General features: G+C 41.6%; 11 protein-coding genes. 6 read left to right on the top strand and 5 right to left on the bottom strand.

The window, feature by feature from the left end; genetic code table 11:
* Position 1: 1 nt before the first annotated feature.
* The 3 genes from NH153_RS11810 to NH153_RS11800 all read right to left on the bottom strand — a co-directional run bounded on the left by NH153_RS11810 (position 2) and on the right by NH153_RS11800 (position 2,964).
* The gene (locus tag NH153_RS11810; protein WP_082874045.1) at positions 2-904 is read right to left on the bottom strand and encodes a diguanylate cyclase; all 903 of its coding nucleotides are present in this window, start codon (positions 902-904) and stop codon (positions 2-4) included.
* A gap of 94 nt (positions 905-998) precedes the next feature.
* Positions 999-1,667 (bottom strand): response regulator transcription factor, encoded by a 669-nt coding sequence (locus NH153_RS11805; protein ID WP_063704048.1) that lies wholly within the window; start codon positions 1,665-1,667, stop codon positions 999-1,001.
* Positions 1,660-2,964 carry a DUF4118 domain-containing protein gene (locus NH153_RS11800; RefSeq protein ID WP_063704045.1) on the bottom strand — a complete coding sequence of 435 codons (1,305 nt, stop codon included), beginning with the start codon at positions 2,962-2,964 and terminating at the stop codon, positions 1,660-1,662. Before NH153_RS11800 ends, NH153_RS11805 begins: the two co-directional genes overlap by 8 nt.
* 177 nt (positions 2,965-3,141) lie before the next feature.
* Here NH153_RS11800 and NH153_RS11795 point away from each other — a divergent pair, with 177 nt between their 5' ends.
* Together NH153_RS11795 and NH153_RS11790 are read left to right on the top strand one after the other, a co-directional pair.
* Positions 3,142-3,801: a potassium channel family protein gene (locus NH153_RS11795; protein ID WP_054553462.1), complete on the top strand. Its 660-nt coding sequence runs from the start codon at positions 3,142-3,144 to the stop codon at positions 3,799-3,801.
* The gene (locus NH153_RS11790; RefSeq protein WP_063704043.1) at positions 3,798-5,165 is read left to right on the top strand and encodes a TrkH family potassium uptake protein; all 1,368 of its coding nucleotides are present in this window, start codon (positions 3,798-3,800) and stop codon (positions 5,163-5,165) included. Before NH153_RS11795 ends, NH153_RS11790 begins: the two co-directional genes overlap by 4 nt.
* A 51-nt stretch (positions 5,166-5,216) precedes the next feature.
* Here the strand turns inward: NH153_RS11790 and NH153_RS11785 are convergent, their stop codons facing one another.
* Entirely contained in the window at positions 5,217-7,151 is a 1,935-nt protein-coding gene (locus NH153_RS11785; protein WP_063704041.1) for a RecQ family ATP-dependent DNA helicase, read from the bottom strand.
* Positions 7,152-7,410: 259 nt separating this feature from the next.
* Between NH153_RS11785 and NH153_RS11780 the strand changes: the two genes are divergently transcribed.
* The 3 genes from NH153_RS11780 to NH153_RS11770 all read left to right on the top strand — a co-directional run bounded on the left by NH153_RS11780 (position 7,411) and on the right by NH153_RS11770 (position 11,619).
* Positions 7,411-8,715, top strand: coding sequence for an NAD(P)/FAD-dependent oxidoreductase (locus NH153_RS11780; protein ID WP_063704039.1), 1,305 nt, complete (start codon positions 7,411-7,413; stop codon positions 8,713-8,715).
* 461 nt (positions 8,716-9,176) lie between these two features.
* Positions 9,177-10,961, top strand: a complete 1,785-nt coding sequence (locus tag NH153_RS11775) for a hypothetical protein (RefSeq protein ID WP_063704037.1) — start codon at positions 9,177-9,179, stop codon at positions 10,959-10,961.
* An 85-nt stretch (positions 10,962-11,046) separates the two neighbouring features.
* Positions 11,047-11,619, top strand: coding sequence for a manganese efflux pump MntP (locus NH153_RS11770; protein WP_062564755.1), 573 nt, complete (start codon positions 11,047-11,049; stop codon positions 11,617-11,619).
* Here the strand turns inward: NH153_RS11770 and NH153_RS11765 are convergent.
* Entirely contained in the window at positions 11,616-14,063 is a 2,448-nt protein-coding gene (locus NH153_RS11765; protein WP_063704035.1) for a two-component system response regulator, read from the bottom strand. The genes NH153_RS11770 and NH153_RS11765 overlap by 4 nt on opposite strands.
* A gap of 146 nt (positions 14,064-14,209) precedes the next feature.
* Here NH153_RS11765 and NH153_RS11760 point away from each other — a divergent pair, with 146 nt between their 5' ends.
* Positions 14,210-15,160, top strand: a complete 951-nt coding sequence (locus NH153_RS11760) for a GGDEF domain-containing response regulator (RefSeq protein ID WP_240494367.1) — start codon at positions 14,210-14,212, stop codon at positions 15,158-15,160.
* The last annotated feature ends 31 nt before the right edge of the window (positions 15,161-15,191 follow it).

The following is a 15,191-nucleotide window of genomic DNA, read 5'->3' as shown; positions in this document are numbered from 1 at the left end:
TTTAAGCCACAGACACTCGATTGCGGCCTGACTTTTTAGCTTGATACATGGCTTGGTCGGCCCTTTCGATTGCTGCTTCGATATCGTCATCGGCATTTATCAACGCAACACCAAAAGAGCCTGTCACATTAATGTGTTTACCTTTGCCAATTTCAATTTTTAAAACTTCAACGCCAGCTCTTAATCGCTCAGAAAGTGATTTGGCACCTTCTAGCTCTGTTTGCGGTAAGCAGACTAAAAACTCTTCGCCGCCATAGCGATACAATTGGTCGTACTCTCTTAGATGAGATTTAATGCATTTAACAAGGGCTATTAATACCTTATCACCTGCAGCATGACCAAACTCATCATTCACTTGCTTAAAGTGATCAAGGTCGATCATTATCAGTGCGCAGCTCAGCGATTTACGTTTGCAAAGCTCATGCTCTTTTTGCAGGTTTTCAACTAAATTTGTTCGGTTCGATGCACCGGTTAAAGGGTCTCGGGTGTGCAGCAGTTCAGAGAATTCATCAATAAGGGTTTCAAATAATTCATGCAAGCTATCTAAATCGGCATGAAACTGGTCCAATAAATTAGCCGGAATAACAGACTTAGACTCTTTTAACGATAACAGGACCGTGGCACCTTGATGCATTTTTTTATGTGCACAAGCGATTTCTGAAAAATATGGATGAAGGTTTAGGGTCTGCTCGGGAAGCTTATTAAACCATTGCCCAAAGCGACAGAGGTTATGAGCATTATCTGCTAAGTCTTGTTCATTTGCGGGAGTATCTGCAATTAAGCATCTTAATACATTTTTATACCATGACTGATGCCACTCTATAGCTTGCTCAATTTCTGCAATCACGTCTTCAAGCTGGGTATTCGACAGTGAACTAATGCCTTGCCCAGTGTTTTGATGCATAGCCAATGAAAGATTTCCGCTTTATTATTTTATTTCCCAAAACAGTACCTAAGGTCTGTGACAAACACAACTTAAAGCGTTGTTAAGCGATAGTTTATTCAACTAAGCGGTAACCTACGGCAGGCTCGGTTAAGATATGTTTAGGACTCGCCGCATTTTGTTCAAGCTTTTGTCTTAACTGACCAATATGTACACGAACATATTCAGGGCGATTAATATACTGCTCGCCCCACACCTCAGATAAAATGGCGTTATGCGTTAACACCTTGTCTTTTTGCTGAAATAACAACAGCAAAATAGCGTACTCTTTTTTAGTTAGTTTAACTTCTTCAGCACCTTTACGGACCACGTGCTTATGCGGGTCGATGTGAATATCGCCACATTGCAACGTTAGGCTTGGTGTTGTTTGTGTGCGCAGAAGCACCCGAATACGCGCTAATAATTCGTTTGCGCTGAATGGTTTAGTTAGGTAATCGTTGGCGCCGTTATCAAGGGCGGTGACTTTTTCTGTTTCGCCATCCCGTGCAGAAAGTACTAATACCGGGAGCAGACTCCACTGCCTAAACTCCACCAGCCAATCTTGCCCATCCATATCGAGTAAGCCTAAATCAAGCAGCACTAAATCAAACTGCTGCTGGCTTAAAAGTGCAAACGCATCAAGCCCTTTGGCGCACACACTGACTTCATGTTCACTGGCTTTTAATAGTGTTTTTAAAAAACTTTGCAGAGGCGGTGAGTCCTCTAAAACCAAAATATTAGCCACGACTGTTACTCCAAATTAATTTAGCTGTTGCCTGCTTTGTCTGCTCATTGAGGGTTAATTCAAAGCGCCCCTGATGACATTTAGCAACCACATCGCAGATCACACTCCCTAAGCCAACGCCTTCATCTTGACTTGTCTCGTGCTTATTCGCAAAAGGGTTAGTTAACACAATTTGGTATTCGTCTTGTGTTTCAATAAATTGCATGTTCGCCGAACCATTTCCGTAACGAGCTGCGTTTTCGAGCATATTGGCAAAGGCAATTTCCAGTAGGGTTTCATCGCCAAAACAGATGCTTTGTTGCTGAGCTTCGATATGCAGTTTAAAGTTTTGTAGTTGTTGCTGACGGCGTGATTTAGCTTCGCTGATTAAGGTCAAAATGGGTAGTTTTTGCCATTTAATATTCTCAGCTAACTTATTCACTTTACTGAGCTCCATGACTTTATCAAAGTGCTGGTTAAGAATTTTACTTTGCTCATAAATATTAGCAGCTTGCTCTTTGATAACCTCAGAGCTTAGTTGGATATCATCATCAGCCAACATGCTTGATGCGCCCATAATGGTCGCTAATGGCGTGCGTAAGTCATGGGATAAACTCCGTAATAAGGTGTTTTTTGACCTCTCTAGCTCCGCCTGTACTTTTATCGCCGCAGATTGCTCGCGTAGTAAAGTTTTTTCTTGAACCTGATACAGTAAAGAGCACGCTGTATTCGCCAAAGCCTGTTGCTCTGCATTAAGTGATTTGGCAAACGCGATGCCGCCAAATTCAGCTTGTTGCTCATTTAAATAAATAAACTGCTTAGACGCTGTTAACTGCCAATCACACGCAACCTTTAAATGTGCGGCCATGGTTGTTAAAAACAGCTGCTTTTGTTCCTCAAGGCTATCGAGATCATTAAGCTTTTTAGCTAATTCATACAATAAGCGACTATTACTTGCATGGGCTTGCACATCGCGAACCTTGGTATTGAGCTCCCCGGCTAAGTGGCTTATCACTAAACCCACAATCAACATCACCAAAAAAGTGACCACATATTCAATATTTTCAATATGAAAAGTAAAATACGGCACCACATAAAACCAGTCCGTGCAGGCAACACTCACTAAGGTGGTAAGCGCTGCAACACGACGATTACTGCGCACCGCAACCCATGTCACCCACAGTAGCTGTAGCATCACAATATCGGTGGTTGTAAACAGTTCTCGAAACGGAAATATCGCAAGCACCACCACAAGTGGCATCAACACACTTAAAAATGCGGCTTTTAAATACTGTATTTTGAATACTGACTGCATCATCTTTTCACTTATTTTTTGTCCCTATTAGATTAAAGGGTTTTCAATTTTGTCACTATAAAGTTTTTATAAAGTTTTTTTATCTCGGCATAAAATCTTTATAAAGCTTTCAAGCTCTCTAAAGACTTCTGTTTTTTTGCCATTAGCATGTAGCGCGTACCCACAACAGCGAGAAAGACAATGGCTCAGTTTGCAGTAATCGGATTAGGACGTTTTGGCGTAACCGCCTGTTTAGAACTTTCAAAACAAGGTCATACAGTGTGTGCTGCCGATATTAGCGAAAGCACCGTTAATCATTATGCCGACCAACTCAGTTTTACTGTGGTGGTTGATGCCAGTGATGAAACACAATTAGCACGGCTCGATTTACCTAGTTGCCAAGCCGTATTGGTGGCCATAGGCGAGAATATTGAAGCCAGTATTTTATGTGTATTGCATTTAAAAAACTTAGGCGTAAAGCAAATTTGGGTAAAGGCCTGTACCAAAAGTCACCATCAAATACTAAGTAAACTCGGCGTTGACCGCATCATTCACCCTGAAGAAGAAATGGGCGTGAGGGTTGCACAAGCGCTTAACTACCCAATGGTTAATCAATATTTCCCGCTTAACCAATCCACATTTATTGTTGAACTAGGCATTGATCTGCAGCTTTCAGGTCGCAAAATTGGCTGGCTACTCAAAGAGCGTAATAGCGATATTAAACCACTCACACTACGACGTGATGATTACTTCAATACAGAGCTGACTAACGATACCGAACTGCGCCACGGCGATAGTTTGGTGCTCCTGGGCTCTAAAACTTACTTAACTAAATTAGCAAAACGGTTTCGTGCATTATGATTAACTGGCAAGCCAATGTTTACCCTAAACAATTTAGCGGTGTAAAGTGCCGTAAGCGGCAAAAAATAAACCCACCTTTAGTGCTCACTATCGGCTTTATTGTGTTAATTATGCTCGGCACGAGCTTGCTTATGCTGCCAATGGCAAGCACCCAACCGATCAGCTGGCTCGATGCATTATTTACGGCAACCTCTGCGGTTACAGTAACAGGGCTGGTGGTCATCGACACCGGTACTGATCTGACTGTACTTGGTCAAAGCGTGGTCATGTTGCTGATTCAAATAGGTGGCATTGGCTTTATGACCGTGGCGGTGATTTCAATTTTAAGTTTAGGAAAAACCCTAGGCTTACAGCAACGCTTACTCGCTAGCCGCGCTTTTGACACCAACGATTTAACCTCGGTGATCAAGGTTGCTAAGTATGTTTTAGTGTATTCATTAGTGATTGAGTCGGTAGCATTTTGCTTACTCTTTATTAGTTGGTTCGATGACTATGGCGCACTAAAAAGCGCCTATCACAGCCTGTTTTATACGATTTCGGCGTTCAATAATGCGGGCTTTGCGTTAAGTGGCGATAGCTTATCGGCATTCAAGGGCGATATAACCGTAAACGTAGTGATCACCGCTTTGTTTATCATCGGCGGTTTAGGGTTTACCGTACTGATTGATATCTACAAACAAAAGCGCTGGTCATTACTATCAACCAATACCCGCCTGGTGTTAATTGCCACCTTAGTGCTCAACTGCATCGCATTTATATTGATTTTTTTCTTTGAACACGCCAATCCTGCAACATTAGCGCCGCTATCAACGTCTGAGCAAATATTAACGGCTTGGTTTCAAGCGGTGACTCCTCGTACCGCAGGATTTAATACCCTACCAATTGATGGTTTGAGTCAAGATTCAACGCTTTTGACTATGCTGCTGATGGTAATTGGCGGTGGTTCAGTCAGTACGGCGAGCGGCATAAAACTAGGCACCTTTGTGATCCTAATTTTAGCGATGCGAAGCTATTTAAAACAGCAAACCACGGTCACCGTGTTTAACCGTCAACTGAGCGACAAGTTGGTGATCAAGGCATTAAGCGTCATGATACTGTACTTATTTATCGCTTTTACCAGCATTATGATCATCACCAAGCTTGAACAAGGGTCGTTACTAGATATCACCTTTGAGGCAATTTCGGCACTCAGTACCGTAGGCCTTTCGCGAGGTATAACTGGGGATTTAAGTGCGCCTAGTCAGCTCATCATCATACTATTGATGTTGATAGGTCGGGTTGGGCCATTAACCTTTGCTTATTGTTTTGCTCGCCAGCACAGCCAACCTTTGACCTACCCGACTACCAGTATTCAAATTGGTTAAGTATACAGTTTTGACACTTTTTAGTATTAAAACTGTACACCTAAAACCCTGCTACAACTGCTGTAGCAGGGCTTTAATGTCACTGTAGCGCTGCTGCTCGCAAAGGCCAAAACCTGAAAGCTGCCTGACTTTGTTGCGGGTAAATAAAGGCACGCTCATGCCCGCTAAAAAGCGGCACTGAGTATCGATGCTGACATCACTCACCCCTTTAGCGGCTAAGTGCTGTTTAAGCTCAGCAACTTTGCTGGCAATCACATTTTGCGCAGGCATTTGATGCACTAATGAATAACTAAGTTTTACCTGCTGGCCTCTACACACTGAACAATAGCCACATTGCTGGGGTGCATTTTGGTCATCAAAATAGCGAGCTAAGTTATAACTTAAGCAGCTATCTAGCTCAAAAAAGCGTACTAAAGTGGCGATACGTTTAATTTCAGCCTGTTCTTTTTCGATAAAATATTGATGGAGTTGCTGTGCTAAATCAGTGTGATTTATTACCGAGTTATTCACCTCATACACTTGCGTGATACGTTTAGTTTCAAGGGCAATATGACCTTTTTCGGCCAAATAATCGAGCGCTGCAACCACACGTTTTCTATCAACTTGAGTGGCACGGGTTAACGCATCAAAATTAAGTGTGCCCCAAATTTTCTTAAATTCGGTGTGTTTGAATACCTGTTGTAAAAACGCTTGTCGATCAGCATCAAACTGGCTAAGTAGCTCGTTTTGATCCGTTAAAAACTTATATTTAAAATCGGCGTAATAAGCATATAAAGGCGTAATAGCCCCTTGCATTTCTAACTGCACCAGTAAGGTTTTTAACGCTAAAGCACGAATATTACTTTCGCTCGATAAGCTGTACTCTTGCATTTCCCACTGGTTATTTGTTTGCTCGTTACGAATGTTATTGATGACATAGTCAATCCCACTTTGCTCGGGAGTGTCGGCATAAACGAAGTTCTCAACGGTATTTAAGCCATCAAGGTTTGCTAGGGTAAAACAGTTTGATGGCGCACCATCTCGCCCTGCGCGGCCAATCTCTTGGCTATAATTTTCAATCGATTTTGGCAAATCATAGTGGATCACAAAGCGAATATCAGACTTATCAACGCCCATCCCAAAAGCAATGGTTGCCACAACGATATTGATTTTACCCGCCATAAAATCATCTTGAATTTGCCAGCGTTTATCATCCTCAAGGCCTGCATGATAAGCCACCGCATTAAAGCCGGCTCTTGCCAAGCCTTCGGCCACTTGCTCAGCGGTATGTTGTAAGGTGACATAGACAATCCCAGCCCCTTGTTGGCTGGCTATGATACTTGCTAATTGCTGAGGTTTTTCTTGGCTTGCAACACTGAGCACTGATAAATCGAGGTTGCTTCGGTAAAAGCCAGTTTGCACCACACATTCTGGGGCAATAGCAAAACGCTCACACATATCGCGCTTTACTTTTTTAGTGGCGGTGGCGGTTAGTAGCAATACCAAGGGTATATTAAGCTCTTCACGATAGCGCGGCAGTTTTAAATAATCAGGCCTAAAATTGTGACCCCATTCAGATATACAGTGCGCTTCATCAACCACCAGCATCGAAATAGGCACTTGTTTAATAAATTCACGAAAGCGCTCATTCTTAAAACGCTCAACTGAGACCATTAAAATTTTCACCTTCCCTGATCGCACATCACTCATTACCGTATGGCTTTGCTCACTGGTTTGGCTTGAATCAAGGCTTGCCGCGTAAATACCTTTGCTATTTAAAAAGCTGATTTGATCTTTCATCAGCGCCAATAATGGCGATACCACTAAGGTCAAGTTGGGTAAGTGCAATGCGGTTAATTGATAACACAAAGATTTACCTGAGCCAGTTGGAAAAATTGCCAACGACGATTGCTGATTTAATAACTGCTCAATAGTTTGTTGCTGACCTTGGCGGAACTCATTAAAGCCAAAGTATTGATTCAACGAAGTGTGTAGTGGTGTAGTCATCCTGATCCCTCACTGTCATTTCCCTTTTCAGGTAATGATAGGTCTCTTACTGCGAATTAGCCATGTTAACCCGTTTAACTCAATCTCCCAAGACCGTTGATATAACTTAGCGCACTATATAGTTCTTAACTGGTACTGACAAAATCATCAAAAAGGCGCACAATGAGCACGTTGCCATGGGGTATTGAAGGATGGACTTGCAATACCTAAGCGCTTTTTCGCAAGAGTGTTTAGGTATTATACTTTTGAGGGCAACGTGATGATTAACCAACCTCCTAAAATCGTGATAGTCGGTGGTGGCGCTGGTGGCTTAGAGCTAGCAACACAATTAGGACACAAACTCGGGAAAAAACGCCAAGCAGAGATACTTTTAATCGATAAAAACCGCAGCCATATTTGGAAGCCGTTACTTCATGAAGTAGCGACAGGGTCGATTGATGCCGATTTAGACGGCGTTGTATACTCAGCTCATGCAGCAAAACATCATTATAATTTTCAACTCGGCAGCTTTTGCCACTTAGATCAAACCAACAAAACTATCACTTTAAGTGAGTTAAAAGACGAACTTGGCCACCGTATTTTACCTGAGCGCCAAGTCAGTTATGACTACCTTGTACTTGCCATTGGCAGTGTTAGTAACGACTTTAATACCCCAGGTGTTAACAAGCACTGTTTTTACCTTGATTCAAACCAACAAGCTGAGCGCTTTCAGCATGCTCTACTCGATAACTTCACCCGCTTACATCAAGATGACGACCCACAACATTCCTTAACCATTGCCATAGTGGGGGGTGGTGCAACCGGGGTTGAGCTGTCGGCAGAGCTTTATCATGTGTCAGACATGCTAAAAATGTATGGCCTTAATAAAATGACCGCTAAACGCTTACACATTGATTTAATTGAAGCAGGGCCGCGAATTTTACCCGCCTTACCCGAGCGCATTGCAAACTCGGCTAAACGAGAGCTGGTTAAATTAGGGGTAACAGTACGCGAAGGCACGCAAGTAAAAGAAGCCACAGAAAACAGCTTTATCACCAAAAACGATGAACATATAAAAGCCGATATCATGGTTTGGGCTGCGGGTGTAAAAGCCCCTGATTTCATTAAAGACATTGGTGTCTTTGAGCTTACCCGCAATAACCAAATTAAGGTGAACCAATATCTGCAAAGTAGCGTAAACAACGATATCTTTGTGATTGGTGATTGCAGTGCATTTACTCAAGAAGATGGCACACAAGTGCCACCCAGAGCGCAATCGGCCCATCAAATGGCGCAATGTGTTGAAAAAAACCTAATAGCTACACTCAAAGACCAACCACTCAGTGCCTTTACTTACAGTGATCATGGCTCTTTAGTTAACTTGTCACGCTACAGCACGGTAGGCAGTTTAATGGGCAACCTAACCAGTAATAGCTTTTTTATTGAGGGGAAAATAGCGCGATTTATGTATATTTCGCTCTATCGTATGCATCAACGTGCCATCCATGGCAGTGCAAAAACCTTTGCACTGTGGATCAGCGAAAAAGTACTACGCGTTGTTAGGCCAAAAATGAAACTGCATTAAGCTACAGCATAAAGCCGGCAAATTAGTTGTTTGTCGGCTATTTGTGCACTTCGTCCCCAAGTCATTGACATCAAAATATAAAGCCATACACTTCAGGCAAAATAAATCCATGGATTGAATATGAAAAAAGGTCACTAACCGTTTTTGCAGGGCTTTGTGCCTGTGGGACCTACCTGATATTAGATAAACCCACTCCCATCGAAGCGATAAGCAACAAAGTCTCGACATCTTCTGCTAATATCGCTGAACAAAAGAAAGCTACGAGTTTCTTTGAACCATCAAGCCAGCCAAATAGTAAAGCATCAGAGCTGGCTAAGCTCAAGCTAGCCAAACACCAGTGTAAGCAACAAAGTTTAAAAGCCACTCAAGCTGCAGCTGATCACAGTCAAATAGAGGCAGCGATTAAACAAGCATTAAAAGACGGCGACTCTCTTGAAGATATTTTAAGTTATTCAGAGCTTGTGAAAATATCTTACCGTTCATTTAATACCTTAGTTATTAACGCAATCAAAGAGAATGCAGAACAGCAATTTCAATATGCCTCATCTGTTAGCATACTAAAAAGCTGGCAAGGGCTTGAGGTCATTGATTATTTTGATGCAGATACAATCAATCAACTAACGGCAATTAATGGACCCCTTAGCCAAAATACAGGTTCAATGATGTTTAATGTTCCATTACCTGAGCAAGTAAACAAAACAGCATTGTACAAACTATTAGATAACAACGATGATTTTAATACCTATTTAAAAACACCATTTAAAATCGGTCCATCACGGCTCATTTCACCATCTATTTTGTTTCTTGCTAATGCTCATACGCTTAGTTTGACTGAGTTTGAAAACGCAATATCCAGCAAAGAGTTTACTGTTAACGATATCGCTGTGGCTTTAAAAAGCAACTTACCTAATGATTATTTAACAGCACTGATCTCTCAAACAGCACAGCTAGGCGGCTCGCCTACAGCAATGAGTGATGACTTTATAGATGAACAATTGTATTTAAACCTTGCTGATGTGGCTGTGAGTGAATTTAACGTACCAATTTTAAAGTTGTTAAGTGAACGAGGTATTGAGCCCACTAATCAGCCAAATGTATTTACAGCGATGGATATAGCCATTGTAAACCTAAAGGGCAGCTCAAATAGCGAAGTACAGCCACTAGAGAGCAAACACTTAGAAACACTAAGTTATCTAAATAATAAAGGTTATCGAGCTCACGGCGAGCTTGTGCGCGACACACCGAACGATAGGCTACTGATGCTTAAATCTTCATTTTTACCGAGTAGCCTTTTATTTGTTGGCGACCAAGTTGCTAATGATGCTTTTTCTCAGTTCAAAGATTTAAAGCTAATCCCAAATAACCAAGCATTTAAACGTAAAGAAAAAGATAACTCTGCAATATCAAAAGCACTCAGTGCCTATGAGAGACAAAAACAGCAAGCCAAAAAAATAACTCCTGAGTGTGAAACGATAGATCAGCGGATCAATTCACTAGAAGCGATAAAAACACGCTCTCAAGCACTCGAAGAATTAGAAGCGCTCGAAGCGCAACAAGGCTTACTAACTCCCGATACGCTTCAAGCAATCGACCCTGTGCAGGTTCATAATTGGCAATTCTTGCATTTAAATGATTATAAATATCAAGCCTCAACGCAGTATCAAACCTACAAAGAAGTACTTGTCGAAAAAGACTTTAATACTGTTGCAACGATTACCCAAACAGCAAAGCTCAGTACCCACCAGACAAATATGTTGCTTGCAGCAACAATAGAAAACGCTCAACAATTGACGTCTATTTGGCAAAACAGAGTCGCTCCAACTGCACCTGAAAATCTTTTTGTATTTACTAAGTTACCATTAGCACAATGGCAAACATTAGCCGATAGTGGCTTTGATTTTTCATTAAAAGACATGCAAAACAACGATATGTATTTTTATGCAAGCATGCATTCAAAAGAAGCAGTTAAGTTTTTAATGAGCCTTGCAGTTGCACATGATTTTTCTAAACCTGGGCTTGATATTCTCGACCAAGCACTGGAGCAAAGCTATAACACACAAACTCTTGCAGACTATATGCCAAGCGCATTAAAACTTGTTGACCAATATGAGCCTAACCACTTTCGTCGTGCCCAGCGTATAAAAGTTTTTGTCCCTGATGTTTATGAAGAGCTTATTAAACTTGAGCCAAAACTTGCACCCAAAGATGGCACTGTAATGAATAACTATCAGTACAGCGCTTATTAAGCTCCTTAGCTATTTGAGCCGTAAATTAACCTACCTGTTTACAGCTCATCCGCGTATAATGCCCACTTTTTGTGGGGCGCAAAAATTGAATATTATTACTCTAAGCGTTTTATCGCTTGCAATGTCGACTGATGCTTTTGCAGCTTCAATCACCAAAGGCAGTACGCTTAAAAATCCTCGCGTTCTGAGTGCAATCAAGCTTGGTTTATTGTTTGGCTGTATCGAAGCTATCGCACCGATTGTTGGCTGGCTAATTGGCAGTGCCGGTGCAGATTACGTTGAAGCCTTTGATCACTGGATTGCCTTTGTGTTGTTAGTGGGTTTGGGTGTTCATATGCTGCTTGAGAGTCGTAAAGAAGATGACGACGATGAAGAGGAACTTGCACCGAATACCAAGCGCTCTTTCATTGCCACATTACTAACCGCTGTTGGCACCAGTATCGATGCCATGACAGTCGGTATTAGCCTTGCTTTCATGAAAGTAAACATTTACTTAGCAGCCGCTATGATAGGCCTAGCAACCACAATTATGGTTACCATCGGCGCACTACTTGGTAACGTAATGAGTGGCTGGGTTGGCAAAAAGGCCGAAGCAATCGGCGGTGTTGCACTTATCTTTATCGGCTGTGGCATCCTATACAGCCACACCATGGCTTAACCTAATAGCTTATCAAACTCTTCTTTGGGCATGGGCTTATGAAAATAGTACCCTTGCCCAAGCTCGCAGCCTAAATCGATTAAACTATTTAAGTGCTGCTTTTCTTCAATACCTTCAGCCACTATTTGTAAATTCAAGGTATGCGCTAAACTAGTGATGGTTCTAACAATGTCCATACTTTGCGTATCAGTGAGCATATCTCTCACAAAAGATTGATCTATTTTGAGTACATCGACGGGGAAGAGTTTTAAATACGACAAACTTGAATAGCCCGTACCAAAGTCGTCTATGGCAATGGTTAACCCCAAGTCAGAGAGCTTATTAAGCATGATTTTTATTTCTTCAAAATCATGCATCAACGCACTTTCAGTTACTTCCAGCTCTAACAGTTCACTGGCAAGCCCCGCTTGTTCAATGGTATCAGCAACGAGATTACAAAAATTACCATCGGTAAACTGTTTTGCAGCAATATTTACGGCAACTTTTATATTATGGCCTTTATCAGCCCACTCTTTAGCAGCGATACAGCTTTGCTTAAGCACTGACTTACCTAGCGCATGAATCAAGCCTGTTTCTTCAGCAAGGGGTATAAAATCCAGTGGTGAAATAAGTTTATTGTCGTTATCTCTTAGTCGCACTAAGGCTTCTACACCAATGATTTTCCGGGTTGCGAGCGCTAGTTTCGGCTGATAAAACACCTCAATCTTATCTTGCTCAATAGCATGTCTTAAGAGCTTTTCAACGCTTTGACGCTGCTTAAATTGATACTCTAAGTCATCGGAGTAATAGCAAAAACGGTTACGTCCCTGCTCTTTCGCACGGTACATGGCTGCATCGGCATGAGTCATCATCTCTTCTGCTTGAGTAGAGTCCGCAGGGTTAACACTCACCCCCACGCTGACCGATAAAATATACTCTTGGCTATCAATACGAAACGGCTCATTCATGGTGTTAATAATATCGCTGGCAATGGCATCGACCACAGTAGTACTCTGCACGTCAGGTAATAAAATCACAAATTCATCACCGCCAATTCGGGCTAACGTGGTATTCAAATCGATGAGTGATTCAAGCCGTTTAGCCACATGCTTAATAATTAAATCGCCTTGATGATGACCTAGGGTGTCGTTTAAATATTTAAAGTGGTCGATATCAATCAGCATTAAGGCCACTTTTTTCTTCATACTGCGAGCAACTTTACATGCATGGGTGACCCTGTCATGCAATAACACCCGATTAGGCAAATCCGTTAGTAAATCATGATTTGCTAAATGACTCATTTTCACGGCCATCGCGATTGATTCACTGACATCATGAAACACGATAATACCGCCGATGATGTTACCTTCAATATCCCGTATTGGCGCAGCTGAATCTTCGACTCTATAAACTCGTCCATCAAGCCCGGTTAATTGACTATTTAACGCCATCGCCACAATGCGCTGCTCTTTTAAAGCAACAGAAATTGGATTGATAATTTTTTTGTTTGATGTGGCATCAGTGAGTTGCATTACCTCTTCAATATGGCGTCCTTTTGCTTCTTCAGCGTGCCAACCCGTTAATCGCTCAGCAATAGGGTTCATAAAGTTAATAATTGCATTATTATCTGTAGCTATTACGGCATCACCAATAGAATTAAGCATAACCCGTAAACGTTCTGACTCATTCGATAACAGTTTTTTTGTATGGGTAATTGAGGTGATGTCCGAAAGAGTAAGAATGACACCAACAACCTCTTGCTCTTTTATTCTTAAATTTATTTGCGCTCGAACATATTCAATTCTATTGCGAGGGCTAGGCAGCTGAATATTTAAAACTTCTTGCTCTATGCCCTCAGTTAAGCAGCGGTGAAAAGCCTCATACAATTCATCTGGTAATACATCTTTAGCGGAACAACCAAGCATTTGCTCGCTGGTTTTTGAAAACCAATGGCAGGTTTCATCATTACTAAAGAGGTTTTCCTCAGTATTTGACCAGTAAGATATATACACAGGTACTTGCGCAACGAGTGTCGAAATATCATTTTTTGCAGCCAGTATTTGCGCCTCTTGGTGTTTAAGCTTTAACTGGTTTTGTACTCTTAGGCGACAAATGTTCAAATCAACGGGTTTATGAATAAGATCAATTCCGCCGCTTGCAAAACTCTGATATTCAAAAATTTGCTCATTATGCGAGGTGACAAAAATCACATGACTTTGTGCGGTTCTTGGGTTGTTTTTAAGCTTTTGACATACTTCAAAGCCATTCATACCAGGCATTTCAATGTCGAGCAAAATCACATCGGGCTGAAAGAAAGCAGCTTTCTCAATTGCTTGTGTGCCATTATCGCAACAAACAATCTCACCAAGGTCACTTAATGACTCGGCCATTATCATCAAACTAGTCGGCTCATCATCAACAACAAGCACTTTGCTGTGTGAATGATCATGATGAGAAAAAAGCATACCCATCGCCTCTGTAAATAGTACTTAAAAAAACTCTAGTCCTATCTCAGCAGACACGCCAACATAAAAAATAATTTTTTAATTCTTAAGTTGTAGAAAATCCCAAAATCCGGTCTATGCTTTATTCATCGCGTGGAGGGAATAGTTTGCAGCCGGTAGCTAGTAGCACAGATTTAAAGCTTAATGATTCTGTTATTTTGATTGTTGATGATGAACCAATTAATACAACCGTAATAGAAAGTTTGCTCGCGCCCTTCTATAAAACTCACACCACAGATTGCGGTGAAAACGTGCTGCACCTGTGCGAAACCCTTAAGCCAGATTTAATACTGCTTGATGTGATGCTTGGCTCTATGAGCGGCCTAGATGTTTGCAAGCTATTAAAAAAACACACCCAGTACAACGATATACCGGTGATTTTTATTACCGCTATTATGGATCAAGATGACCAAAATAGGTGCTGGCAAGCAGGCGCCGTCGATTTTGTCTCAAAACCGGTTTATGGCGTCACATTACATAATCGCGTAAAAGCACATTTGACCTTAAAAAAACAAGCCGATTTACTCAAAAGTCTTTGTGAGCACGACAGCCTAACAGGTTTAAACAACCGACGATTTTTACAAAACACCCTTGATCAAAACATTCGTTTAGCCGTCAGAAACGATAAAGCCCTTTCGGTATTAATGCTCGATATTGATTACTTTAAACAGTACAACGACTCTCTTGGTCATCAACAAGGTGACGAATGCCTAAAACGTGTTGCTGATGAAATCAAAAAAAGTGTTAACCGCCCAACCGATACTACTATTCGTTATGGCGGTGAAGAATTTTTATGTGTATTGCCAGACACCGATATTCAAGGGGCACAATTTATTGCCCATAAGCTTTTGGCAAACATTCGTGAACTAAACATTGAACACCCACATGCAACCTCTGGAGTACTCTCTATTAGTATTGGTAGCGCAACATTTTCTGGGCATGAAGCCATCGACACTGACGAGCTAATTCGCTGTGCCGACAAAGCGCTCTATCAAGCCAAGCATCAAGGGAGAAACCGCTGTGTTTGCATACTTGCTGAACCCAGTTTTAGTTTTTAAGCTTAGTCAAACCTTACTACCGACTCACGTT

Source organism: Pseudoalteromonas gelatinilytica (genome assembly GCF_001641615.1).
GTDB classification, from domain to species: Bacteria; Pseudomonadota; Gammaproteobacteria; order Enterobacterales; family Alteromonadaceae; genus Pseudoalteromonas; species Pseudoalteromonas gelatinilytica.
Note: the sequence above shows the minus strand (reverse complement) of the source record. Positions and strands in the feature narration are given on the sequence as shown.

Excerpts from the sequence above, each read along its gene's own strand:
- NH153_RS11800 (WP_063704045.1), bottom strand. The coding sequence starts at position 2,964 with ATGATGCAGTCAGTATTCAAAATACAGTATTTAAAAGCCGCATTTTTA.
- NH153_RS11765 (WP_063704035.1), bottom strand. The coding sequence starts at position 14,063 with ATGCTTTTTTCTCATCATGATCATTCACACAGCAAAGTGCTTGTTGTT.
- NH153_RS11790 (WP_063704043.1), top strand. The coding sequence starts at position 3,798 with ATGATTAACTGGCAAGCCAATGTTTACCCTAAACAATTTAGCGGTGTA.
- NH153_RS11785 (WP_063704041.1), bottom strand. The coding sequence starts at position 7,151 with ATGACTACACCACTACACACTTCGTTGAATCAATACTTTGGCTTTAAT.
- NH153_RS11810 (WP_082874045.1), bottom strand. The coding sequence starts at position 904 with ATGCATCAAAACACTGGGCAAGGCATTAGTTCACTGTCGAATACCCAG.
- NH153_RS11795 (WP_054553462.1), top strand. The coding sequence starts at position 3,142 with ATGGCTCAGTTTGCAGTAATCGGATTAGGACGTTTTGGCGTAACCGCC.
- NH153_RS11780 (WP_063704039.1), top strand. The coding sequence starts at position 7,411 with ATGATTAACCAACCTCCTAAAATCGTGATAGTCGGTGGTGGCGCTGGT.